Raw genomic sequence first — 23,086 nt, forward strand, 5'->3', positions numbered from 1 at the left:
GCGCCGGCCGGGCCTACCCCCTGGGGTTTCTGGCGGCCCCCCCCCACCCCCCGCGGCCCCGCGGCCCCCGCGCGCCGCCGCGACCGGAATGTCTCCTCGGTCAGATCGGCGTCGGGGTGATCCTCGTCAGCGGCGAGCGCGGCCCAACGGGTGAAGTGCCGGGGACTGCTGCCCATGCCAGCCAGGGCAGAAGAGTGAATCGCCAGGAGGGCGTCGCTCACATCATGTGTGTCACTCATGGGGCGGGGTCCTTACGGGAAGAGAAGGCTGAGCCAGGAGGGCGGATCATGAGGAGGACGGATCTGCGCTTCGTTCGCGGCGCTCGCGCTGTGCGGCGACCGACGCCAGCATGATCGTGTTCCAGTACTCGATACGGTCCTGACGGGTCTTCTCCCAACGGCCCAGACCGAAGCAGTCCTCCAGGAGGAGGTAGAGGAGCGTCTTGGCCACAGGGGCATCGTTGGAACCGCCACGGCGCCCGTCGTTGAAGTCCTCGCGGAAGGACTTGTTGAGAAGAACGACGTTCGTCTCGCGGTCAAGGTCGAAGAAGCGGTTGTCAGGCAGCGGCGACCAGCTGAAGGCGATCGGTTCCTCACCCGGCTTTTCGGGCAGCTCCTCCTTGATGACCCGCTTGACCTTGGGGTCAAGCCCCTTGCCGGGCGCAGTCACCGCCTTGCGCACGATCTCCGACCGCTTCGCGCCGTCTCGATAAGTGGCCTCCGCGTCGTCGAGGTACGTGTGGAAGGCGTTCCCTGTGCCGTCTGCCGCCTTCTCCACACCGAGCGTGAATGCCGGGGTGACGGTTACCCCTTCCTTCTTCACGTCGAGGCTGAAGACGGAGTTGTCGGAGACAGGCAGATCGACCTCGACGCGGGCCAGGACGAGGTGGCTCTCCGGATTGCGCAGACCGTTCCAGCCGCCTGCCTGGACGAGTCGGTCGTTGCGGTAGAAGTAGAAGCCTTGCCGCTCAGCCAGTGCGCCGATCTGTCGGAAACCTGCTTGCTTGGACTTGGCCGGCCAGATGTGCGCGATCAGCGGCACGTCCCCCGCGCCCTCCACGGTCGCAGTGAACTTGCGGGGGTACTTCGCCCTGCCCGGCACCTTGTAGGCGAACGGATCCAGGGCTTCCACGCTGATGTGGTCAAGCTCCTCCCAGCCACCGCGGCCGTCGCTGCCCGGGCTTACGTCCCACACGGCGATGTCGAGCTGGAGTCCGCGCTGGAGGAAGCGGTGCAAGTACAAACCCAGGTGTGTCTCCAGGCGGGATATCGCCTTCGACAGGTACTGGTCACTCTGACCACGGGCAACTGTCTGGAAGGTGCGTACCTGGTCCCAGCGCACGATAGTGCCGTGCCATTCGATGATGCCGTCGTAACGGTCGACCAGGTCCTGCGCATAGCGCGGGTCGACTGTGTCGCAGCGGAAACTGTCCTCGATGCCCTCGGCCGTCAGGCGACGCCCTGCGGCGCGGCTGCGCTTGGTGCGGCTGACCAACGTCAGGGAAGAGGCGTGGGAGAGGGAGGCCGCCTTGAGGCCGGTTCCGTACATGCCGAGGGCACCGTCACCGTAATCGCGGCGCCTGCCGATGGTCATCGCGGCGTCCAAGCGCGAGTCGTCCATCCCGCGGCCGTTGTCGATGATCAGGAGAGAGAGGATCTGCTCGGCGTCCCGCAGGAAATGCACGACGACCTTGTCGGCGCCCGCGTCGATCGAGTTGTCGACCAGGTCGGCCACAGCGACCTCGAAGCTGTAGCCCTGATTGGTCAGTGCCTTGCCGTATCCGGCATCCGGGGGCAGGTGGGCGCTGCCCGTCGTGGGAACGTCGTACTCCCAAGCGGAGCTGGGCTGATAAGCCATGATCTTCCTCGCGCACGCAGGTCGTGGCCTGCGTGGGGGGAGGGGGCGGCCCGACGATCGAACTGAATCAGTGTGACGGTACTGCAGAGGTCGGACATAGGGGACCTAGTTCCTGGATGAGGGGGGAAGGTCCCTTATGCCGTCCGCCTTCCTCTAGTGCTCCTGGCCCCCGTGGCACTGGGCGTACGTATTGCCCGAGCCGCACCAGCACTCCGTGTTGCCCTCCGGCGGCCATCCCACCGCCCGGCCTCGGGCCGCAAGTGTGGTCGCGTATTGGGGGAGCAGGGATACGTCCGTCGGCTGGGCGCCCTCCGATGCCGCGAAAGCCTCGTACGACGGGACCGTGCCCGTGACGATTCCCAGGTTTGGGGTGCCTGACGCGGAGAGTTCCCTCAGCGACGCCTCTATGGTCGACAAGTGCGCCTCGTGCGAGGGGTATTCGGATTCCAGGGACGGGTACGCCGTCAGGAGTTCCGTCAGTTCCGTTGTCGGCCAGTGCAGGACCGCTACCGGGAATGGGCGCGACAGGGCCTCCCTGTACGAGCCCAGTTCCGCCTGGATGCGGGAGATTTCCGCGCGGAGTTCCGCCGGGTTGTCCGAGCCCAGGGACCAGATTCGTTTCGGGTCGTGCAGTTCGTCCAGGGGGACCGGGGAGGACGAGATCTGGTCCGCCAAGGCGTCCCACGCGTCGTGTTCCGCGCCCAGCAAGCGGCGCACCCTGTGGCGGCCGAACAGCAGCGGGCGTTGTTCGTAGGACGGGGCCGGCGGGGTGCCGTCCCCTGTCGGTTGCGGGAGCAGGAGTTCCAGCGCCTCCGTGAATGTCTCCTGCGCTTGTGCCAGCTCGTCGTGGGACTCCAGGGACTCCGCCGCGATCACCCACGGCGCAGGGTCGCGCGGGGCCGCCGCGCGGACTCCGTCGATGATCGCCCTGGCCTCCGCCTCGTGGCCGTACTCCCAGAGGTTCGACGCCTTCAGGGCGCGGATCAGGGTCGGGGCCGACGCACGCTGGGGGGCGTCCGGGGCCAGGAGGCGGTCGTAGAGGGTGGTCGCGCGGTCGCGTTCGCCCGCCAGTTCCAGGTGGGCCGCGGCTTGGAGCAGCAGGTGCTCGGTGTCCTCGGGGTACAAGCCGGCAGTCCGCTCCAGGCGCTCGGCTTCGGCGATGTGGTCAGCAGGCGTGTCGGGGCGCATACGGGACACCGTACTGCCGAGTGGGGGCGTTGCAGGAGGGTTGCCGTGCAGATCAGCGTGGACGCCTCTTCGTCGTTCGGTGGTGTGATCGCCATGGCTAGTTCGCCGGCTTGGGCTTAACCTGCCGCCCTCTCGGGAGGGGCGGTGCCGGCGTGCGGGAGCGGGTGGAGCGGGTTCCTGTTGTGGTGCAGGGGCGTCGTGGTCGGCGGGGGCGTGCCGCCCGTCTTGTGTGGGGCGGCGCCGAGGCCGCCGTGACCTGCGGGCTTGTGCTGCTGCTTCTCGTCGTCCATCAGCTCTGGTGGACCAATCGCCAGGCCCGCGAAGGCGCCGAGCGTCAGGTGCGGGCTCTTGAGCGGGAGTGGGAGGGGGAGGGGGAGGGGGAGGGGGCATGGGGGAGCGGGCAGTCGGACGGTGGCGGTTCCTCGGACGGCGGCGGTTCCTCGGGGGACGCCGCCGCGCCCGAGAGTGGCGGGCCCGGCCCCGACCCCGCCGGGCAGCAGCGGCCCGCCCCGCGCCGGCAAACCGTCGCCGCCCCCGCCCCCCGCTGGGACCAGGCCTACGCCGTCCTGCGCATTCCCCGCATCGGGATACGCGTGCCCGTCGCCGAGGGGGTGAGCAAGAGTGCCGTGCTCAACAAGGGGTACGTCGGGCACTACCCGCGCACCGCCCAGCCCGGGCAGGGCGGGAACTTCGCCCTCGCCGGGCATCGCAATACCCATGGCGAGCCCTTCCGCCGCATCAACCGCCTTGCGGACGGTGACGAGGTGGTCGTCGAGACCAAGCGAGCTGTTTACACCTACGTCGTCGACAAAGTCCTCACCCAGACTTCCGCCCGCGACAGCGGCGTCATCCGGGCCGTCCCCCGCAGCCTCGTGAAAGCCGGGCACGGCTACAGCTCTCCCGGCTACTACATCACCCTCACCACCTGCACCCCCGAGTACACCTCCAAGTACCGGCTCATCGTGTGGGGGAAGCTGCGGTCCATGCGGCCCCGGTAGGGAGTCATGCGGCCCCGGTAGGCGGTAGGGACCAGGGCCCTCCGGAAGGCTGTCCTTACGGGCGCCCGCGCCGATCCTGTATAACGGCAGTAGTCGTAGCAGCGAGCAGCGAGCATCTTGAGGAGAGGGGGACGGAAAGCCATGCAGGATCTGATTCGTGGCTGGAAGACCGCCCTCCGGCCCACCGGGCTCCTCCTCTTCATCCTCGTCGAGGTCGTCCTCCTGGACGCGAGCAGCCTCACCGCCGCCGTCGCGCTCGCCGCGACCGCCGCCGCGGGCTCCGCGCTCGCCGTCTGTTCGCTCATCGCCGCGCGTTGCGCCCCCGCCGTGCCCCGCACCCGGGTCCGTACGGCCATCCGCGACCGCGAGAAGCGCACGGCGTTCCTGCCGCAGCGCGATCCCGACGCCTCCGGGCGCAGGCGCCCCCGAGCACCGGGCCGTCTCGTCATGACGGCCGCGTAGGGGACCAAGGGAAGTACCGACTGACCTGGACCCGCCGCGGGCCGTCACGCCGAAAAGAGCATCCGCCCCTTTTCCTCGGCACGACGAGACCCCCCGGAGGGCTTCTCCATGTCCGGTTTCATGTCCCTTTTCGCTGATCTGGTCGGCTCCATCGCCGATCTGCTCGAACCCGTCTTCCACGTCTCCGCGATGGCCGCCGCCATCGTCCTTTTCACCGCGTGCGTACGGCTCCTCGTCCACCCCCTGTCGCGGGCGTCGGCCCGCGGCCAGAAGGCGCGCGCCAGGCTGAACCCGCAGATCGCCGAATTGCGCAAGAAGCACGCCAAGAACCCCGAGAAGCTCCAGAAGGCGGTCCTCGAACTGCACCGCGAGGAGAAGGTCTCGCCGCTCTCCGGGTGCCTGCCGAGCCTGTTCCAGCTTCCGGCGTTCTTCCTGCTCTACCACCTGTTCTCGAATTCCAGCATCGGCGGCGAGGCCAACGCGCTCCTTGGCCACAAGCTCTTCGCCGCGCCCCTCGGCGGGCGCTGGGCCGACGCGCTCGGCGACGGCGGCCCCTTCGGGGCGCAGGGGCTCGTCTACCTCGCGCTCTTCGCGATCGTGGCCGCCGTCGCGACCTTCAACTTCCGGCGTACGAAGACGCAGATGGCCGCGACTGCCGCCGCCACGCCCGCGGGGGACGCGGGCCAGCAGGTGCCCGGCATGGGGGCGATCACCAAGGTCATGCCGTTCATGTCGTTCATGACGCTGTTCACCGTGGCCTTCGTGCCGCTGGCCGCCGCGCTGTACGTGGTCACCAGCACCACCTGGAGCGCGGTCGAGCGGGCCGTCCTCTACCGCGACGTGCCGATCGGCGCCGGGGCGCTGGCTGCCGCGGGGTGACCCGGCGCCGGGTCACCTGCCGCCGGGTGAGCTACGCGGTGTGAGCTACCGCCGGGTAACGGTCCGGTCCGTGAACAGGGTCTTGCGGGATGGACGGTGACCTTGGAGGATCTTCCAATCCTCCGATGGCCGCAACCCATCGGCCGGGCCACGCGGGCGGTCACAGCGGACCGGTCGCGCTCGACCAAGGGAGATTGACCATGAAGCTGCTGCGAGTCGGTACGGCGGGATCCGAGCGCCCGGCGCTGCTCGACGCCGAAGGCACGCTGCGGGATCTGTCAGGGACCGTCACGGACATCGACGGGGCGCTGCTGGCCGACCCGGCCGCGCTCGACCGGGTCCGGACCGCCGCCGGATCGGGCGAGCTGCCCGTGCTCGTCGCGGAGGGGCTGCGGGTCGGGCCGCCGGTGGGCCGGATCGGCAAGGTCGTCTGCATCGGCCTGAACTACCACGACCACGCGGCCGAGACCGGGGCCGCGACGCCCGCCGAGCCCGTCATCTTCTTCAAGGCCGCGGACACGGTGGTGGGCCCCGAGGACACCGTCCTGGTGCCCCGCAAGTCGGTGAAGACCGACTGGGAGGTGGAGCTCGCGATCGTCATCGGGCGCACCGCGCGCTACCTGGAGTCGGACGCCGAGGCGCTCGCGCACGTGGCCGGGTACGCGGTGTCGCACGACGTCTCGGAGCGGGAGTTCCAGATCGAGCGCGGCGGCACGTGGGACAAGGGCAAGAACTGCGAGACGTTCAACCCGCTGGGCCCGTGGCTCGTGACGGCCGACGAGGTACCCGACCCGCAGGCGCTGTCCCTCAAGCTCTGGGTCAACGGCGAGCTGAAGCAGGACGGGACCACGGCCCAGCAGATCTTCCCGGTGGCGGAAGTGGTGCGCTACGTGAGCCAGTTCATGACCCTGTACCCGGGTGACGTCATCAACACCGGTACGCCGGCGGGGGTCGCCATGGGGCAGCCGGAGCCGAAGCCGTACCTGCGGGCCGGGGACGTGGTGGAGCTGGAGATCGACGGGCTCGGCAGGCAGCGCCAGGAGCTGAAGGACGCGTAGCCCTTCGGGGCGGGGGCGCGGCGGAATCCTGGGCCCCGAGGTCTCCGGGCCCTGGGGCCTCCGGACCCCGGGGGTCCGTGGCCCCGTGAACGCACACGGACGCACCCGCGGACGCCGACGTCGTCTGCGGGTGCGTCGTGGCTTGTCGCGCAGTTCCCCGCGCCCCTGACGGGGCGCCTCCGCTCCGCGTTACGCCGAACTCTCCAAGAACCGCTCCAGCGCCTCCACCACCAGTGCGTGGTCCGCCGCCTGCGGGAGGCCCGAGACCACCACCGTGCCGATCACGCCCGCGCCCCGTACCGCGATCGGGAACGCGCCGCCGTGTGCCGCGTACACGTCCGGGTCCAGGCGCGAGGAGTCCTCGAACGTCGTCCCCTTGGCGCGAAAACGCGTGCCGACCAGGAACGACGAGCAGCCGTAGCGCTCGACGACGCGGCGCTTGCGGGCGATCCAGGCGTCGTTGTCCGGGGTCGATCCCGGCAGGGCGGCGTGGAAGAGCTGCTGGCCGCCGCGGGTGATGTCGACGGCGACGGGGGCCTGGCGTTCGCGGGCCAGGTCGACCAGGAGGGTGCCGAGCGCCCAGGCGTCCTCGTACGTGAAGTGGGGCAGGACCAGGCGGAGTTCCTGGGTCTCCAGCTCCTCCATCGTCGGTGCGGCGGGCGTCGTCATACGACCACCGTCACACCGTCGCGGGCCGAGCGGCGTGCCGCCTCCAGGACGTCGAGCGCCGATGCGGCCTCGTACGCCGAGACGGGGTTGTCGCCGGTGCCGCGGAGCGCGGCGGCCACGGCGGCGTAGTAGGCGGGGTAGTCGCCCGGCAGCGTCTTGACCGGGTTGCCGCCGCCGGTCAGCGGGGACTCGCCGGAACCGACGCGGCCCCACATGCATTCGAGTTCCTCGCCCCAGCTGTCCTCTGTCGCGGGGCGCTTGCCGTCGCGGAGTGCGGCTTCCTGCGGGTCCAGGCCGTACTTCACGTAGCCCGCCGCCGAGCCGAGGGCGCGGAAGCGCGGGCCGAGCTGGGCGGTGGTGGCGCTCACGTACAGGTGCGAGCGGACGCCGCCCGTGTGCGTGATGGCGATGAACGTGTCGTCGTCGGCCTCGGCGCCGGGGCGGCGGACGTCGGACTCGGCGTACACGGTCTGTGCGGGGCCGAAGAGCACGAGCGCCTGGTCGACCACGTGGGACCCGAGGTCGTAGAGCAGACCTCCGATCTCTTCGGGGTCTCCGGACTCGCGCCAGCCGCCCTTGGGCTGCGGACGCCAGCGCTCGAAGCGGGACTCGAAGCGCCATACGTCGCCCAGTTCGCCGTCGGCGACGAGCTGTTGGAGCGTACGGAAGTCGTTGTCCCAGCGGCGGTTCTGGAAGACGGAGAGCAGCAGTCCGCGGTCGTCGGCGAGGGCGGCGAGCTCGCGGGCCTCGGCGGCCGTGCCCGCGATCGGCTTGTCCACGACGACCGGCAGGCCCGCCTTGAGGGCGGCGGTCGCGAGCGCCACGTGCGTCTTGTTCGGGGAGGCGATCACCACCAGGTCGAGCTCGTCCGCGCGGGCCCAGAGGTCGTCGGCCGACGCGGCGAAGCGCAGCTCGTCGCCGAACTCGGCGCGGGCCTGTGCCTGCCGCTCGGGGTTCGACGTGACGACCGTGTCGAGGACGAGGCCCTCGGTGGCGGCGATCAGCGGGGCGTGGAAGACGGAGCCCGCGAGGCCGTATCCGACGAGGGCTACGCGTAGAGGGGAGCCAGTGGAGCCGATACCAGTCATGCGTTCCACTTAAGCAACGCTGTTGCCAAAGCGCAAGCGCGCGCGACAATGGGGGTGTGAACAGGACTGATGCGGGGGTCGATGGTGGCGGCGGTGACGGTGGCGGTAGCCGCGGGAACGGTGGCGGCAGGGCGGGCGCCGGGGTGAACCTCCTCGCGCTGCGCGGGCACAACGCCGCCCTGGTGCTCGATCTGCTGCGCACGGCGGGCGAGGCCGGCATAAGCCGCCTCGAACTGGCCGAGCGGACCGGGCTCACACCGCAGGCCGTCAGCAAGATCACCGCGCGGCTCCGTGCGGAAGGGCTCGCGGCGGAGGCGGGGCGTCGCGCGTCCACGGGCGGCAAGCCGCGGACGCTGCTGCGGCTCGTTCCGGATGCGGGGCACGCGGTCGGGCTCCACCTGGACCGCGACGAACTGACGGCGGTGCTCGCCGATCTGACGGGGCGTGTGGTCGCGGAACGGCGGGCGCCGCTGGAGTTCGCCGCCGGTGCCCGGGCGCTGGTGGACGTGGCGGTGGGCGCGGTGCGGGAGCTGATCCGGCCGCGGGTGCCGTCGTCCGGCGGGGGGCTGCTCGGGGTCGGGGTCGCGCTGCCGGGGCCTCTCGACCACGCCGACGGGGTCCTGCACCGCGTCACAGGATTCCCTGCGTGGGACGGCTTTCCGCTGCGGGAGGCGTTCGCGGAGCGGCTGGGGCTGCCGGTGGTCGTGGACAAGGACACGAACGCCGCCGCGCTCGGGCTCGCGCTCGGCGGGGTGGCGGAGTCCTTCGCGTATCTGCACCTCGGTACGGGGCTCGGCGCGGGCCTCGTCCTGGGCGGAGGGCTCTACCGCGGGGCGCGGACCGGGGCGGGCGAGTTCGGCCACCAGGTGATCCAGCTGGACGGCCCCGAGTGCGGGTGCGGCGACCGGGGCTGCATCGAGGCGCTGTGCCTGGCGGCGGTCGCGCGGGGAGACCTCGACGAGGCGGCGCGGGTGCTCGGGGCGGGGGCGGGAAACCTGGTCAGCCTGCTCGACATCGACCGCGTCCTGCTCGGCGGCCGGGCAGTCCTGGCGGACGAGGAGCGCTTCGTACGGGGAGTGGCAGCGGTCGTCACGGCACGCGCCCGGCGGGGCGGCGGAGGCAGGGAGATCCCGGTGACGGTCGCGTCCGGGGGCGACAGGGGTGTGGCGGAGGGCGCGGCACAGCTGGTCCTCGCACCGGTGTTCGGGCGAGCGGATGTGGCTTTCGCGGTGGGGCGGGGGTAGGGGCCGCGGGCCCATCGGGAGCAGAGGGGGCGCAGGTCGGCGGTGCTTCTGCGTGCCGGATCAAGGGGCCTCCCTGGTGGTTGGGGCAGACGGCGGCTCCACCGCCCCCGGAGCAGCCGCCACCCCATCAGCCGCATTTAACGGAAAGTCAGCTGATAGGAGGGACTTGCGCCGTCCAGTCGGGTGTACGGGGTTGTGGCGAGGGCGGGGAAGGGGCGCGGGGTGGCAGGGTCGCGGGCCATGACCCGTGTCATACGGCCCCCGCTCCCGCCCTGCCCGCCCGCTCCGCGCTCAGCAAAGGCCCCCCACATGCGACTGTGCCGCTCCCTCGCCTCCGGCATCTGCGCCGCCGCCCTCGCGTCCGGAGCGGTACCTGTCGCCGCCGCGCAAGGGCTGCCGGTGAGCGACGCGGTGGCCCCGCGGCAGCCGCAGGCAGCCCAGCCGCCCACCTGCTCCGCACCCAGCGGTGAGGACTTCCCCATCGGTACGCGCATCCGGGGCGGGCCCCCGACCTACGAAGCCGGTGGCGGCTACCGCAGCTGGTCCGTCGAGTTGGCCAACACCACCCGCGGCACCTGCGGCGACATCCACCCGGTCGTCGTCATCGTCGACAAGGAACGCGAGCTGCGGCCCCGGCAGGTCCAGTTGGAGTTCCATGACGGCAAGCGTTGGCGGACCGTGGACTTCGAGCGTACGGACAGGGACGAGAACGTCGGTGTCTTCGACGGCGGATTCCCCGGCTTCACGGTCAGGGCGGGAAAGACCCGCACCGTCAAGGTGCGGCTCTCCTTCACCTCCGAGGCCCAGTCCGAACACGCCGTGATCTCCGCGGCCGTGGTCCAGCGCCGCGACGACGACGGCGACTGGGTCGGGGAGTCCGCCGACTATCCGTTCGACATCGAGGGCAACGAGGGCAACGACACCACCGGCGACCCCACGGGCGGGGCCAGTGACACGGGCGGCGTGGGCGCCGAGGAGCAACCCGAGGGCAGCGTGGACGCGGGCCGGGACGGAGGGGGCGGCAGCGGCGGCGGCAACGAACGCCCTGACGGCGACGGCTCCTCGTACGCCGACGAACTGGCCGCCACGGGCCCCCGCGCCCTGCTCGGCGTCGCAGCCGTCGCCGCCGCCCTCTTCGCCGCAGGCTGGTCCCTCATCACGGCCACCAGACGACTGCGGGCCGCACGGCGACGCTGAGCACACCCCCGGTGCGGAGCCATCGCCCCGCACCCTGTGTTCACCCGCCCGTTCACATACGTCTGGGAACATCCCCGGGTGGACAACCCGAACCCCCCGCAGCACCCCCCGCGCCCGCCCGCCCACCTGCTCGGTCAGGTGCCCGGCGCTCCCATTCGGTCCGGCATCCCCGAGCACGGACGTATCCCGAAGTACTACGCGGTGAAGGCCAGGATCGCCGAGCTGATAGAGGAGTTGGGGGACGGGCAGACGCTGCCGACCGAGCGGGATCTAGCCGAGCGGTACGAAGTCGCCAGGGAGACCGTGCGGCAGGCGTTGCGCGAGCTGTTGCTCGAAGGGCGGCTGCGCAGGCAGGGGCGCGGCACCGTCGTCGCGGGGCCCAAACTGGAGCAGCCGCTGTCCCTCGCGAGCTATACGGAAGGGGTGCGCAGGCAGGGGCGTACCCCGGGGCGGCATCTCATCTCCCTCGATCGATTCCCCGCCCCCGCGGCCCTCGCCGCCGAGATCGGCGTCGAACAGGACGAGCCCGTCTGGCACATGGAGCGCGTACTGCTCGCCGACGACGAGCGGGTCGGCCTGGAGAGCACCTACGTCGCCGTGGCCCGCGTCCCCGCGCTCGACCGCGACTTCGAGCCCGACTCCTCCTTCTACTCCTACCTCCGCGACCGGCTCGGCATCTCCTTCGGCGACGCCGACGAACGCATCGAGACGGTGCTCGCCACTCCCCGCGAAGCCCTCCTGATCGGCACCCCGCCCGCCCTGCCCATGCTGCTGATCCACCGCGTCTCGCGTGACACCTCCGGCCACCCCCTGGAGCGCGTCCGCACCCTCTACCGGGGCGACCGGTTCTCCTTCACCACCCATCTGGGCGGCAGCGGCTCCTGAACTCCCGCCTCCCGCACGGCCACTGCAAATAACGGAAACGTAACGGGTCTGGTCCAAGCTTGGGTGGCCGTTCACCGTCCCGTTGCCGACTCGACCGCGGCGGGTCACCCGCTCCCAGCAGCGTTGCCGCCGTGAGAGTCATCGTCGTAGGAGCCGGCGTGGTGGGAACCATGCACGCCTGGCACGCAGTGGAACGCGGCCACGAGGTCGTACAGATCGAGCGCGAGAGCGAGGCCCGGGGAGCCTCCCTGCGCAACTTCGGGCAGATATGGGTGAGCGGCCGCGCCGGGGGCGAGGAGCTGGACACCGCGCTCAGGGCCCGCGCGCTGTGGGAGGAGATAGGCGCGCGGGTGGAGGGCATCGGCTTCCGGGCCAACGGCTCCCTCACCCTCGTACGCAACGAACGCGAGCGCGCGGTCGCCGAAGCCGCCCTCGCCCGCCCCGACGCGGCGGCCCGCGGCTACAAGCTGCTCGGCGCCGACGAGGCCCGCGCCCTCAACCCCGCACTGCGGGGCGAGTTCACCGCCGGTCTGTGGTGCGAGCGGGACGCCGCCGTCGAGCCGCGCACCGCCCAGCTCCGGCTGCGGGAAGCCCTGCTGCGATCCCCCCGCTACACCTTCCTGCCCGGCCGCGAGGTCCGCGAAGTCGTCGGCGAGAGCGCGGTGCGGGACGACCACGGCGACGTACACACCGGTGACGTCGTCGTGCTCGCCACCGGCGCCTGGCTCGGCGGTCTCGTCCGCGAACTGGCCGGACCCGACCTGCCCGTGCGCCGCGTACGCCTCCAGATGATGCAGACCGAACCTCTCGGCGAGGCGCTCACCACCTCCGTCGCCGACGCGGACAGCTTCCGCTACTACCCGGCGTACAAGTCGGACGCCCTGGACGCGCTCAACGCCGGGCAGGCGCAGACCCCGACCGCCGCCGCGCACAAGATGCAGCTGCTCATGGTGCAGCGCAAGGACGGCGGCCTGACCATCGGCGACACCCACGAGTACGAGCACCCCTTCGCCTTCGACACCCTCGAAGACCCCTACGACCACCTCACCGAGGTCGTCGAGGGCTTCCTGGGCCGCCCGCTGCCCAAGATCAGGCGGCGCTGGGCCGGGGTGTACGCGCAGTGCGTCGACACGACCCGCGTCGTGCACCGGCAGCAGGTGCGCGAGGGCGTGTGGCTGGTCACCGGGCCCGGCGGGCGCGGCATGACGTGCTCGCCCGCGATCGCCGAGAAGACCGCCGACGAGTTGGGATGGTGAGGGAGTTGCGGGACAACATGGTGAACGAGCGCCGCGGGCTGGTCGTGCTCGACATGGCCGGTACGACCGTCGCGGACGGCGGGCTCGTCGAGGAGGCCTTCGCCGCCGCCGCGCGGGAACTCGGCGTCGAGCCGGGTTCCGCCGATCACGCCGAGAAGCTGGACTACGTACGCGCCACCATGGGCGAGTCCAAGATCTCCGTCTTCCGGCATCTCTTCGGGGACGAGGACCTTGCCCGGCGGGGCAACGCGGCCTTCGAGAAGGCGTACGGGGAACTCGTCGACGGCGGCCGGATCGCGCCGGTCGCCGGGGCGAGGGAGGCCATCGAGGAGCTGCGGGGCGAGGGGCGGACGGTGGTGCTGACCACCGGGTTCGCCCGGGTCACGCAGGACGCCATCCTTGCCGCGCTGGGCTGGCGCGACCTGGTCGAGCTGACGCTGTGCCCCGCCGACGCGGGGGGCCGGGGGCGCCCGTACCCGGACATGGTGCTCAGCGCCTTCCTGCGGACGGGGGCGGTGGACGGCGTCCGGCAGATCGCCGTCGCGGGCGACACGGCGTACGACATGCTCAGCGGCGTACGAGCCGGGGCCTCGGTCGTCGCCGGGGTCCTGACGGGGGCGCACGACGACGCGGCGCTGCGGGCCGCGGGCGCCACGCACGTCCTCGGTTCCGTCGCCGAACTGCCCGCCGTCCTCCGGGGTGTCGAGGAATGAGCAGCGGCATCCGTACGAGCGGCGGCACCCGCATGAGCAGCGGCATCCGCTTCGATCGTGTCTCGGTCGCCTACGGCAAGAACACCGTCCTCGACCAGCTCGACCTGACCGTCGAGCCCGGCGAGGTCATGGCCCTGCTCGGCCCGTCCGGCTCGGGGAAGACGACCGCGCTGCGGGCCGTCGCCGGGTTCGTGCGGCCGGCCTCCGGGCGGGTGTTCATCGGGGAGCGCGATGTCACCGGCCTTCCGCCGCATCAGCGGGGGATCGGGATGGTCGTCCAGCAGTACGCGCTCTTTCCGCACATGCGGGTCGCCGAGAACGTCGCCTTCGGCATGAAGGCGCAGAAGGTGCCCAAGTCCGAGATTCCGGGGCGGGTCGCCGAAGCGCTCGAGATGACGGGGATGGCTTCCTACGCGCGGCGGTTTCCCCGGGAGCTTTCCGGCGGGCAGCAGCAACGGGTCGCCATTGCGCGGGCGTTGGCCATCCGGCCGGGGGTGCTGTTGCTCGACGAGCCGCTTTCCGCGCTTGACGCGCAGTTGCGGTCGGGGATGCTGGGGGAACTTGCCCGGCTGCACCGGGAGTTGCCGGACGTCTCCATTCTTTACGTCACGCATGACCAGGTCGAGGCGCTCACTCTTGCGGATCGCATTGCCGTCATGGACCGGGCGCGGTTGCAGGACTGCGGTACTCCGCAGGAGCTTTACCGGGCGCCTCGTACTGAGTTCACGGCGTCATTCGTGGGGAACGCGAATCTCCTCTCGGTGCGGGTGGGGTCCGGTGTTGTTTCGTTCGGTGGGACTGACCTGAAGGTCGATACGGGAGAGGCTGCCCGGGGCGCCACCGCCACGCTGTGCGTGCGGCCGCATCTGGTCGGGCTCGGGGACGGTCCCAACGCCCTTTCCGGGCGCGTGGCCGAGGTGCAGTGGCGGGGGGCCACCCATCGGTTGTACGTCGATGTCGCCGGGCAGCGGGTCAAGGCGGACCTGCGGGAGCTTCGGTCCCCGCCGGGGGTCGGTGACGAGGTCACGCTGCACTTTGCACCGGAGGATGCGGTGTTGCTGGCGGGTGGGGTGACCGATGGCTAGTCCCGGTGGACGCCTCGTTGACAGTGACCCGGCAGTGGAGGCTGTGCCCGCCCGTTCCGCCGTGCGGAACGCCCGCCCACAGAGAGAACGGCCCGGCGGTGGCGCCTCGCCGAAGCGGCGCGTGCCCCGCATTCTCTGGGCCCTGCCGCCCGTCGCCGCCCTCGCCCTCTTCTTTCTCTACCCCCTCGCCCTCGTCGTCCAGCAGTCCGTTCAGCCCGACACCGGTGGGACCTCCCTTCGGCCCTACTCCGACGTCTTCGCGTCCGAAGCGTTCCGGGAGGCGCTCGGGACCACCGTGTGGCTGGCCGCCGGGGCGACGGTCGGGTGTCTCGTGCTGGGATTCGCGCTCGCGCTGATCATCGCCTTTGTGCCGTTCCCCGGCGGGAAAGCCGTCGCTCGGTTCATCGACGTGTTCCTGTCCTTCCCGTCCTTCCTCATCACCCTCGCCCTGCTTTTCATCTACGGCACCAAGGGCATGGCGAACGGAATATGGACGGACGCGACCGGCGCCGCCGACGGCCCTTTCCAATTCCTCACCACTCCGTGGGGCGTTCTTCTCGCCGAGATCACCTACTTCACGCCCTTCGTGATGCGCCCCCTGCTCGCCGCGTTCTCGCAGATCGACACCGCGCAACTCGAAGTCGCGTCAAGCCTCGGCGCGAAGCCCGGCCGTATCGTCCGGCGGGTCATCCTGCCCGAGGCGCTGCCCGCCCTCGCCGCCGGCGGCAGCCTCGTACTCGTCATGTGCCTGAACGAGTTCGGGATTGTTCTCTTCACCGGGGCGAAAGGGGTCACCACCCTCCCCATGCTCGTCTACAGCAAAGCCATTCTGGAATCCGACTATCCGGCTGCCTGTGTCGTCGCCGTGGTCAACATCGCGATCTCCGTGGGCCTTTACGGCATCTACCGGGTGGTGAGCCGTCGTGTTGGTGCATAGCCGCAAGGGGAAGCTGGCCACCTGGATCGTCTTCCTCGTCCTCTTCCTGCCCCTCTTCGCGCTGCCTCTCCTGGTGATCCTGGCCGCGTCGTTCTCCTCGCACTGGTCCGGTGCCTTTCCCTCCGGATTCACCACGGGGCACTACGAGTCCGCCACCCGCGGGGAATCGCTCACGGCGCTCACCACCAGCCTCGTCACCGCTGTCAGCGCCAGCCTGCTCGCGCTGGGCGTGGGGGCCTGGGCGGCGCTCGCCGCGGCCTCGCTGAAGAAGGGGGGAAAGCGGGTGCTCGACACCCTCTTCGTGCTGCCGGTGGCCGTGCCCTCCGTGGTCGTCGGGCTCGCGGTCCTCGTCGCGTTCAGCAAGCCGCCGATGATCCTCAACGGCACGCGCTGGATCGTGATCCTCGCGCACACCCTTCTTGTCACGGCGTTCGCCTACCAGTCGGTGTCGGCTGCCATCGTCCGACTCGACCCGGCGTACGAACAGGCCGCCGCCTCGCTCGGCGCCCGGCCCTCGTACGTCCTGTGGAAGGTGAAGCTGCCGCTCCTGCTGCCCTCGCTCAACGCGGCCGCGGGCCTCTGCTTCGCGCTCTCCATGGGCGAACTGAGCGCCACGATGATGCTCTACCCGCCGGACTGGATGCCGCTGCCCGTACAGATCTACGCGGCCACCGACCGCGGCTCCCTGTTCACCGGCGCCGCCGTCGCGGTGGTCCTGATGGCGGCGACGCTGCTCGTCCTCTTCGGCGTCTCCCGCATCCGCACCCGCGCCTCCTACCGCTGACCCCCCTGCCCCACCCTTCAGAAGGAGCACCCCGCGTCATGTCCCGCGCCACACAGATCCGCACGCTCGCCGCCGCCTGTGGCAGCCTCGTCCTCGCAGGCTCCCTCACCGCGTGCGGCGGTGAATCCTCCGCGTCCGACGCCAAGGAGGTGACCGTCTACAGCGCCGACGGCCTCAAGGGCGAGAACGGCGACGGCTGGTACGACCAGGTCTTCAAGGACTTCGAGAAGAAGACCGGCATCAAGGTGAACTACGTCGAGGGCGGCTCCGGCGAGATGGTGCAGCGCGCCGTCCGCGAGAAGGCCAACACCCAGGCCGACGTCATCATCACCCTGCCGCCGTTCATCCAGCAGGCCGACGAGAAGGGCCTCCTCCAGGCCTACAAGCCCAAGGGCTCCGACCAGGTCGACGGCGCCGGCAAGGCTCCCGACGGCAAGTGGACCTCCGTCGTGAACAACTACTTCGGCTTCATCTACAACAAGAAGGAACTCGGCGGCGGCAAGGCCCCTAAGACGTGGGAAGACCTCACTGAAGCCTCGTACAAGGACAAGGTCCAGTACTCCACGCCCGGTGTCGCGGGCGACGGAACCGCCGTGCTCATCAAGGCGATGCACGACTTCGGCGGCAAGAAGCCCGCCATGGACTACCTGAAGAAGCTCCAGACGAACAACGTCGGGCCTTCCGCCTCCACCGGCAAGCTCGCGCCCAAGGTCGACAAGGGCGAACTCCTCGCCGCCAACGGCGACGTCCAGATGAACTACGCCCAGTCCAAGGACATGCCGAACCTCGGCATCTGGTTCCCCGCCGCGCAGGGCGGCAAGCCCACCACCTTCGCGCTGCCCTACGCGGCAGGCCTGGTCAACAAGGCCCCGCACTCCGCCAACGCCAAGAAGTTCCTCGACTATCTCCTCGGGCAGAAGGCCCAGCAGCAGGTCAGCGAGATCGGCGGCGGGTTCGCGGCGCGCAAGGACATCAAGGCGACCGACGCCGACGCGGTCGCCCTCGACAAGATCGTCGACGGGGTCGAGGTCTTCGAGCCGGACTGGTCCGACATCGCGAAGAACCTCCGGACGTACGTCGAGGACTGGAAGGCGGCGACGGGAAGCTGACCGATGATCGAGGGGTTCACGATCACCGCATCCTGATTAGGCTGAGGGGCGCCGGCACAGAGCCGTCCCGGCGCCCCTCAGCTCACCCCAAGCTCACCCGTTCATCGAAGACGCAGGAGTGCACCCCATGGCAGAGCGCAAGCCCATCGAATCGTGGCTCACCGACATGGACGGCGTGCTCATCCACGAGGGCGTTCCGATCCCCGGCGCCGACTCCTTCATCAAGAAGCTCCGGGAGTCCGGCAAGCCCTTCCTGGTCCTGACGAACAACTCCATCTACACCGCGCGCGACCTCCAGGCCCGCCTGACCCGCATGGGCCTCGAAGTGCCCGTCGAGAACATCTGGACCTCGGCGCTCGCCACCGCGAAGTTCCTCGACGACCAGCGGCCCGGCGGCACGGCGTACGTCATCGGCGAGGCGGGTCTCACCACCGCCCTGCACGACATCGGGTACGTCCTGACCGACCACGACCCGGACTACGTGGTGCTCGGCGAGACCCGTACGTACTCCTTCGAGGCCATGACCAAGGCCGTACGGCTCATCAACGGCGGGGCCCGCTTCATCTGCACGAACCCCGACGAGACCGGGCCCTCCACGGAGGGGCCGCTGCCCGCCACGGGCGCCGTCGCCGCGCTGATCACCAAGGCCACCAAGCGCAGCCCGTACTTCGCGGGGAAGCCGAACCCGCTGATGATGCGGACCGGGCTCAACGCCATCGGGGCGCATTCCGAGACCAGCGCCATGATCGGCGACCGTATGGACACCGATGTCCTCGCCGGTCTCGAGGCCGGGATGGAGACCTTCCTGGTCCTCACCGGGCTCACCACCCGGCAGGAGATCGACCAGTACCCCTTCCGGCCCTCCAACGTCGTGGACTCCATCGCTGACCTGGTCGATCGCGTCTGACACCACCCGTTTGCCGCACACGGGAGGCGGGAGCCGATGCCGCGCGTGAACCTCGGAACAGGAGGTTCACGATGCGTAGAGGATCACTCACCCTTCGTGGCATAGCCGGGGCGGCCGTCCTCGCCGCGCTCCCCGTCGCCGTCACGGCTCCCGCACACGCCCACGAGCAGGACAAAGTGCACGCCACGGTCACCCCGTCCAGTGCCGCCGCCGGTGCCGAGGTGGAGATCAGCGTCACGGGCTGCGAAGGGACGACCGGGTCGGCGGGGTCCGGGGCGTTCGAGGGCGACGCGAAGCTCACCGGCAGGGACGGCGAGAAGTACTCGCTGAACGGCTCCGCCAAGATCCGGGGCGGGGTCAGCGGCTCGTACGACGTGACCGTCGTCTGCGACGGCCACCCCCACCAGGGCGTGGGCACCGTGAAGGTGATCCAGCACCGCACCGAGCCCGTATCGCCGGTCCGCGCGGGCGGCGGCGGCACCGCACAGCTGGCCGCGCACTCCCGGGAGGCGGGCCCCGGCACCCGGCACGCGGTGATCGGCCTGGTGCTCGCCGGGGTGGCGGCCGTGGCCGTGGCGGTGCGCAGTGTCCGCCGGCGCCGCTCCGAGTGACGGGCGAGCACCGACATGTCGGGTCATGAGACACCGGCGGGACACGGGCGCTTCCTCACCGGCGTCGCCTGGGCGCTGCTGCTGGTGGGGCTCTGGCTGTGGGGCAGCGACATCACCGACGTACGCGGCGGCGTCTCGGAGCCCACGAACGGTGACGTGGCGGCGGTGGGCCGCCCGTTCGGCGTCGAACTCCCGGACGCGCACGAGCCGCTGGAAGCCGCGAGGCCCCAGCGCGTCGAACTCCCCTCGCTGAAGGTGCGGGCACCCGTGATCACCCGCGGGCTCGACCAGGACGGCGCGATCGATCCGCCGCCCTTCGAGGAGGCGGGCTCCGTCGGCTGGTACGGCGGCGGGACGCGCCCCGGCGCCGCGGGCACCTCCCTGTTCGTGGGCCACGTCGACACCGAGACGCGCCCCGCGGTCTTCTACGACCTCAGCGCGGTGCGCCCCGGCGAGAAGGTCCTGGTGACCCGCGACGACGGCTCGGTCGCCGAGTTCACCGTCGACGACGTCCAGGTCCTCAGCAGGGACCGCTTCGACGCGAAGAAGGCGTACGGCCCCCACAAGGAGGGCCGCGCCGAACTCCGACTGATCACCTGCGGCGGCACGTTCGACCGCGCGACCAGGACGTACTCGGCGAACGTGGTGGTGTCCGCCTATCTCACGGGGGTGGGGCCGTAGGGGTGGCACCGGGGCGCGAGGACACTCCCGCCGCCTTCGCGCCCACGGCGGCACCCCTTGCGGCCCCGTCCCGGACGGCCCGCAGGCCCAGGCCGCCGAAGACCGCCGCCAGCACGGCCCACAGCAGGGCGTGCGAGGCGATCGACAGGACGCGGAAGTCCCACAGGAGCTTCGCGTCCACCGGGACCGGGTCGGGGTTGTCCGGGAGCAGGAAGAGCACGGCGAGGACGGCGACTCCCGTGAGGGCCGCCGCGATCTGCCGCACCGGAACAGTTCTGTCCGGCAGATGTACGTACACCTGCCTGACCAGGATCATGCCGAGAACGCCGATCGCGACGGACGCCAGCCACAGCGCCTGGCGTTCGCCGACCGTGCCCGGGTCCCCGACGCCCGGCGGGTTCGCCGGGTAGCGCAGGCCGGGCAGCAGCGAGACGGCGACGAAGGCCGCCCCGGCGAAGGCCAGCGCGCGCGGCCACGGGGCGGCGCCCGGATCGCGGCGGTGCGCCAGCGCGTACGCCACGGCGAAGAGGATGCCGACGGCAAGACCGGCGACGACCGCGGCGACCACGAGCCCCGCGTGCTGCGTCGAGCGCGTGAACAACTCCTCGTGGTGCTGCGCGCCCCGCGCATGCTCCCCGGCCGCCGATCTCTTCTCCTCGGCACGGATCGCCCGGTCCATCAGCGGCTCGGCGAGGAGCAGCGCGAAGAGCCCGGCCGCGAGCCCCGCGGCTCCGCCCGCCACGAGCCCCCGGCCGAGCAGGGACAGGACGGGGGAAGAAGGGGAGGGCGGCGAAGGCGAGGGCGAGGGGGACGGCATGGTGCGGTGTCCGTCCCCGGTCAGTGGCACGGGGCACCGAAGAGGTGCCTGCCGTCGTGCGCGAACTCGTGCAGATAGCCGCCGGTCGCCGAGATCAGCGAGCCGTTGTCGACGAACACCGCGTAGAGGGCGATCACCGCGACGATGACCGCGGCCGACGCGATGAGCCAGTCGCGGGTCCGGACGGCGGCGGCCTTCGCCGCGGCGCCGTCGGTGTGGGATGCGGCGGTGTGCAGAGACATGTCGAAGGGCCTCCTACCGGGCTCCTGGCAACTGCCGCCTCGATGCATGTGCTTGTGTCCCGGAGAGTCCCAGTTGGTCCGGACACTGTCAACGGTCCGCGTGTCCGACTGTGTCTGTCCGCTGTGTCGGTCCGCTGTGTCGGTCCGCGCCCGTCGGTGTCGGGACAACCCGGCCCGGTCGGCGGCCCGCTCCCCCCGGAGCCGTCGACCGGGCTGGTCCTCGACCGCGCGCGCACGAGCTGCGGGAGTAACCCGGCGCCGGCGCGGGAGGTTCGATGGCCAACCCCGCTTGTGCGGGATGGACAGGCCGGGGGCTTGGGCCGTTGGAACGACTCTAGAACGGATGAGCGCTGGAGCCTAGGGGTGGAATGACGCCAAGTCGTGATCCAGTTTCTCTCCGTGATCACCCCAGGTGGCGCCCTTCCCGGAATGACCTTCAGGAAGGTTCGGACCAACTGTCGCGCAGCGCCGCGTCGTCGAGCGTGCCCTTGATCAATTCCTTGGCGACCAGGTCAATGACCAGCCGTTCTCTACGCGCGTACCGACGCAGTGCCTCGAAGGCCTCGTCCACCCCGGTGTGCCAGCGTTCGGCGAGTATCCCTTTGGCCTGTTCGATGCGTACGCGGCTGGTCAGAGCGCCCTGGAGCTGTGTGGCGAGCGTCCGGTACTCAGTGTAGGCACGGTGGTTGTGCAGGCCGAGCGCGGCCGCGTCGGAGATCGCCAGGGCCAGGCGCAACTCCCGGTCGGGGCGCGGCACCCCGGAGGCCTTCGGCAGGAAGACGTTCAGCGCGCCGAGCAGGGTCCCGCGCTGTCGAAGCGGAACCGTGTACGTCACCCCGATGCCCTGGCGCAGCGCCAGGGCGGTGAACTCGGGCCAGCGCGACCGCGGTTCGGCCGCCGCGAGCCGCATCGGAGGTACGGGAAGCCCCGTGCCGAGGCTCTCCACGCAGGGGCCGCCGCTCTGCTGGACCCCGAGCAGGCCGAGTGCCAGATCCCGGGGATGGCCGCCGGCGGCAACGGTGGGCGCGCCCGCGGCCTCGAAGATCAGTCCGGCGCCGGACGCGTCGAGAAGCTCCACGCAATGGCCGGCGACCCGGTTCAGGTAGAGCTCGGGATTGAAGTCGTCGTCCAGAGTGTTCGCGGTATCCACCAGGACTTCGGCCAGTCGCAATTCAGAGGTGTGATCCCGCATGATCTCCTCCCCATGAGAGCCACCCCGCGCCCTGCGTCTACCCCCCGAAGCCGTGCTGTAACAGCTCTCCAACAGGTATCTGTCGCGGCCGGGCGGACCTCGTGAGCCGACAGTGTGTATGTCAGGATTGAGAATCGGACAGTGCACCCAAGGGGGAGTGGATGTACCACAAAGGCACCGGCCGCGGTCACCTGATCGCGGGCCGGGGGGTGAAGGCTGCGGCGGCGCTTGCGGGGGCTGCGCTGCTGCTGTCGGGGTGCTCCTCCGATGGTGACTCGGGCAATGAGGAATCGTCGGGGCAGCCGGTCAAACAGCAGCCGAAGGGCACCGATCCGTACTGGGTCAACCCCGAAGGGAACGCGGCCAAGCAGGTCACCGCGTACGAGAAGGACGGCAAGAAGGACGACGCCGAGCTGATCCGGAAGATCGCCGAGCAGCCGGTCGCCGAATGGCTCATCCCGGAGAACGCGGAGGAGCAGGCGCGCGGCTTCACCGAGGCCGCCGAGAAGGCCGACCGGGACGCGCTGTTGGTCCTCTACAACATCCCGCACCGCGACTGCGGCCAGTACTCGCAGGGCGGCGCGGCCGACGGCAACGAATACAGGGCTTTTGTCGACCAGGTCGCCAAGGGCATCGGCGACCGGAAGGCCACGGTCATCCTGGAGCCGGACGCCGTGCTCCACCTGGTCGACAACTGCACCCCGGAGGAGTTCCACGAGGAGCGCTACGACCTCCTCAAGGGCGCCATCGGCAAGCTCAAGTCCCTGAAGAACACCAAGGTGTACCTGGACGCGGGCAACGCGGGCTGGAAGAACCCCGACTCGCTCTGGGAGCCCCTGAAGTGGTCGGGCGTCGAGCAGGCCGACGGCTTCTCGGTCAACGTCTCGAACTTCCAGACCACCGAGGCGAGCACGGAGTTCGGCAAGAAGCTCTCGGCGAAGATCGGCAACAAGCCGTTCGTCATCGACACCGCCCGCAACGGCAACGGTCCGTACACCAAGGGCAAGGACACCTGGTGCAACCCGCCGGGCCGTGCGTTGGGCGAGGCGCCCACCACGAAGACGGACGATCCGCTCGTCGACGCGTACCTCTGGATCAAGCGGCCCGGAGAGTCCGACGGCACTTGCCGGGGCGGCCCCAAGGCGGGCCAGTGGTGGCCGGAGTACGCCGCGGGCTTGGCGAAGGCGGCTCAGTAAAAAGCGCCCGTAAGGGGCGCGGGGAACTGCG

At 70.7% G+C, this 23,086-nt stretch carries 25 protein-coding genes; 17 read left to right on the forward strand and 8 right to left on the reverse strand.

Annotation, left to right across the window (positions count from 1 at the left end; translation table 11 throughout):
• The 3 genes from ACQKIP_RS09575 to ACQKIP_RS09585 form a co-directional block, all read right to left on the reverse strand.
• Positions 1-239: hypothetical protein (locus ACQKIP_RS09575; RefSeq protein ID WP_427742702.1), on the reverse strand; the 239-nt coding region annotated here is incomplete at its 3' end.
• A 46-nt stretch (positions 240-285) separates the two neighbouring features.
• The gene (locus ACQKIP_RS09580; RefSeq protein WP_365857410.1) at positions 286-1,857 is read right to left on the reverse strand and encodes an ATP-binding protein; all 1,572 of its coding nucleotides are present in this window, start codon (positions 1,855-1,857) and stop codon (positions 286-288) included.
• Positions 1,858-2,010: 153 nt separating this feature from the next.
• Positions 2,011-3,045: an SEC-C domain-containing protein gene (locus ACQKIP_RS09585; RefSeq protein ID WP_365857412.1), complete on the reverse strand. Its 1,035-nt coding sequence runs from the start codon at positions 3,043-3,045 to the stop codon at positions 2,011-2,013.
• Between the two features lie 152 nt (positions 3,046-3,197).
• On the opposite strand from ACQKIP_RS09585, the gene ACQKIP_RS09590 reads away from it, so the two are divergent.
• The 4 genes from ACQKIP_RS09590 to ACQKIP_RS09605 all read left to right on the forward strand — a co-directional run bounded on the left by ACQKIP_RS09590 (position 3,198) and on the right by ACQKIP_RS09605 (position 6,442).
• A complete protein-coding gene (locus tag ACQKIP_RS09590) occupies positions 3,198-4,043 on the forward strand; it encodes a class E sortase (RefSeq protein ID WP_427742704.1) in 846 nt (281 codons plus the stop codon).
• Positions 4,044-4,184: 141 nt separating this feature from the next.
• Positions 4,185-4,505 (forward strand): DUF6412 domain-containing protein, encoded by a 321-nt coding sequence (locus ACQKIP_RS09595; protein ID WP_365857414.1) that lies wholly within the window; start codon positions 4,185-4,187, stop codon positions 4,503-4,505.
• Positions 4,506-4,613: 108 nt separating this feature from the next.
• Entirely contained in the window at positions 4,614-5,384 is a 771-nt protein-coding gene (locus ACQKIP_RS09600; RefSeq protein ID WP_365857416.1) for a YidC/Oxa1 family membrane protein insertase, read from the forward strand.
• A 200-nt stretch (positions 5,385-5,584) separates the two neighbouring features.
• Positions 5,585-6,442 (forward strand): fumarylacetoacetate hydrolase family protein, encoded by an 858-nt coding sequence (locus tag ACQKIP_RS09605; protein WP_365857418.1) that lies wholly within the window; start codon positions 5,585-5,587, stop codon positions 6,440-6,442.
• A 189-nt stretch (positions 6,443-6,631) separates the two neighbouring features.
• Here ACQKIP_RS09605 and ACQKIP_RS09610 read toward each other — a convergent pair whose 3' ends face one another.
• Positions 6,632-7,111 carry a heme-degrading domain-containing protein gene (locus ACQKIP_RS09610; protein WP_365857420.1) on the reverse strand — a complete coding sequence of 160 codons (480 nt, stop codon included), beginning with the start codon at positions 7,109-7,111 and terminating at the stop codon, positions 6,632-6,634.
• Positions 7,108-8,199, reverse strand: coding sequence for a Gfo/Idh/MocA family protein (locus ACQKIP_RS09615; protein ID WP_365857422.1), 1,092 nt, complete (start codon positions 8,197-8,199; stop codon positions 7,108-7,110). Before ACQKIP_RS09615 ends, ACQKIP_RS09610 begins: the two co-directional genes overlap by 4 nt.
• Positions 8,200-8,255: 56 nt before the next feature.
• On the opposite strand from ACQKIP_RS09615, the gene ACQKIP_RS09620 reads away from it, so the two are divergent.
• The 12 genes from ACQKIP_RS09620 to ACQKIP_RS09675 all read left to right on the forward strand — a co-directional run bounded on the left by ACQKIP_RS09620 (position 8,256) and on the right by ACQKIP_RS09675 (position 19,608).
• Positions 8,256-9,443 (forward strand): ROK family transcriptional regulator, encoded by a 1,188-nt coding sequence (locus tag ACQKIP_RS09620; RefSeq protein WP_427742706.1) that lies wholly within the window; start codon positions 8,256-8,258, stop codon positions 9,441-9,443.
• 309 nt (positions 9,444-9,752) lie between these two features.
• Positions 9,753-10,640, forward strand: a complete 888-nt coding sequence (locus ACQKIP_RS09625) for a hypothetical protein (RefSeq protein WP_365857424.1) — start codon at positions 9,753-9,755, stop codon at positions 10,638-10,640.
• Positions 10,641-10,718: 78 nt separating this feature from the next.
• On the forward strand, positions 10,719-11,525 hold the full coding sequence (locus ACQKIP_RS09630) for a GntR family transcriptional regulator (protein ID WP_427742707.1): 807 nt from the start codon (positions 10,719-10,721) through the stop codon (positions 11,523-11,525).
• Positions 11,526-11,656: 131 nt separating this feature from the next.
• A complete protein-coding gene (locus tag ACQKIP_RS09635) occupies positions 11,657-12,781 on the forward strand; it encodes a TIGR03364 family FAD-dependent oxidoreductase (RefSeq protein ID WP_365857426.1) in 1,125 nt (374 codons plus the stop codon).
• A 17-nt stretch (positions 12,782-12,798) separates the two neighbouring features.
• Positions 12,799-13,494 carry a phosphonatase-like hydrolase gene (locus ACQKIP_RS09640; protein WP_365857428.1) on the forward strand — a complete coding sequence of 232 codons (696 nt, stop codon included), beginning with the start codon at positions 12,799-12,801 and terminating at the stop codon, positions 13,492-13,494.
• Between the two features lie 32 nt (positions 13,495-13,526).
• Positions 13,527-14,579, forward strand: coding sequence for an ABC transporter ATP-binding protein (locus tag ACQKIP_RS09645; protein ID WP_365858005.1), 1,053 nt, complete (start codon positions 13,527-13,529; stop codon positions 14,577-14,579).
• A complete protein-coding gene (locus ACQKIP_RS09650) occupies positions 14,572-15,516 on the forward strand; it encodes a 2-aminoethylphosphonate ABC transporter permease subunit (protein ID WP_365857430.1) in 945 nt (314 codons plus the stop codon). Before ACQKIP_RS09645 ends, ACQKIP_RS09650 begins: the two co-directional genes overlap by 8 nt.
• The gene (locus ACQKIP_RS09655) at positions 15,503-16,300 is read left to right on the forward strand and encodes an ABC transporter permease (protein ID WP_365857432.1); all 798 of its coding nucleotides are present in this window, start codon (positions 15,503-15,505) and stop codon (positions 16,298-16,300) included. Before ACQKIP_RS09650 ends, ACQKIP_RS09655 begins: the two co-directional genes overlap by 14 nt.
• Before the next feature lie 38 nt (positions 16,301-16,338).
• Positions 16,339-17,409 (forward strand): 2-aminoethylphosphonate ABC transporter substrate-binding protein, encoded by a 1,071-nt coding sequence (locus ACQKIP_RS09660; protein ID WP_365857434.1) that lies wholly within the window; start codon positions 16,339-16,341, stop codon positions 17,407-17,409.
• 127 nt (positions 17,410-17,536) lie between these two features.
• Positions 17,537-18,316, forward strand: a complete 780-nt coding sequence (locus tag ACQKIP_RS09665) for an HAD-IIA family hydrolase (protein ID WP_361186531.1) — start codon at positions 17,537-17,539, stop codon at positions 18,314-18,316.
• Positions 18,317-18,387: 71 nt separating this feature from the next.
• On the forward strand, positions 18,388-18,927 hold the full coding sequence (locus ACQKIP_RS09670) for a hypothetical protein (protein WP_365857437.1): 540 nt from the start codon (positions 18,388-18,390) through the stop codon (positions 18,925-18,927).
• A gap of 15 nt (positions 18,928-18,942) precedes the next feature.
• On the forward strand, positions 18,943-19,608 hold the full coding sequence (locus tag ACQKIP_RS09675) for a class F sortase (protein WP_365857439.1): 666 nt from the start codon (positions 18,943-18,945) through the stop codon (positions 19,606-19,608).
• Here the strand turns inward: ACQKIP_RS09675 and ACQKIP_RS09680 are convergent.
• From ACQKIP_RS09680 to ACQKIP_RS09690, 3 genes are all read right to left on the reverse strand, one after another.
• Positions 19,589-20,425, reverse strand: coding sequence for a CbtA family protein (locus ACQKIP_RS09680; protein WP_365857441.1), 837 nt, complete (start codon positions 20,423-20,425; stop codon positions 19,589-19,591). The genes ACQKIP_RS09675 and ACQKIP_RS09680 overlap by 20 nt on opposite strands.
• 20 nt (positions 20,426-20,445) lie before the next feature.
• The gene (locus ACQKIP_RS09685) at positions 20,446-20,667 is read right to left on the reverse strand and encodes a CbtB domain-containing protein (RefSeq protein WP_365857443.1); all 222 of its coding nucleotides are present in this window, start codon (positions 20,665-20,667) and stop codon (positions 20,446-20,448) included.
• A 436-nt stretch (positions 20,668-21,103) separates the two neighbouring features.
• The gene (locus tag ACQKIP_RS09690; RefSeq protein ID WP_365857445.1) at positions 21,104-21,859 is read right to left on the reverse strand and encodes a GAF and ANTAR domain-containing protein; all 756 of its coding nucleotides are present in this window, start codon (positions 21,857-21,859) and stop codon (positions 21,104-21,106) included.
• 161 nt (positions 21,860-22,020) lie between these two features.
• Here ACQKIP_RS09690 and ACQKIP_RS09695 point away from each other — a divergent pair, with 161 nt between their 5' ends.
• On the forward strand, positions 22,021-23,055 hold the full coding sequence (locus ACQKIP_RS09695; protein WP_365857447.1) for a glycoside hydrolase family 6 protein: 1,035 nt from the start codon (positions 22,021-22,023) through the stop codon (positions 23,053-23,055).
• Positions 23,056-23,086: the final 31 nt, after the last annotated feature.

It is taken from the genome of Streptomyces sp. NPDC059900 (genome assembly GCF_050270335.1).
Lineage (GTDB): Bacteria > Actinomycetota > Actinomycetes > Streptomycetales > Streptomycetaceae > Streptomyces.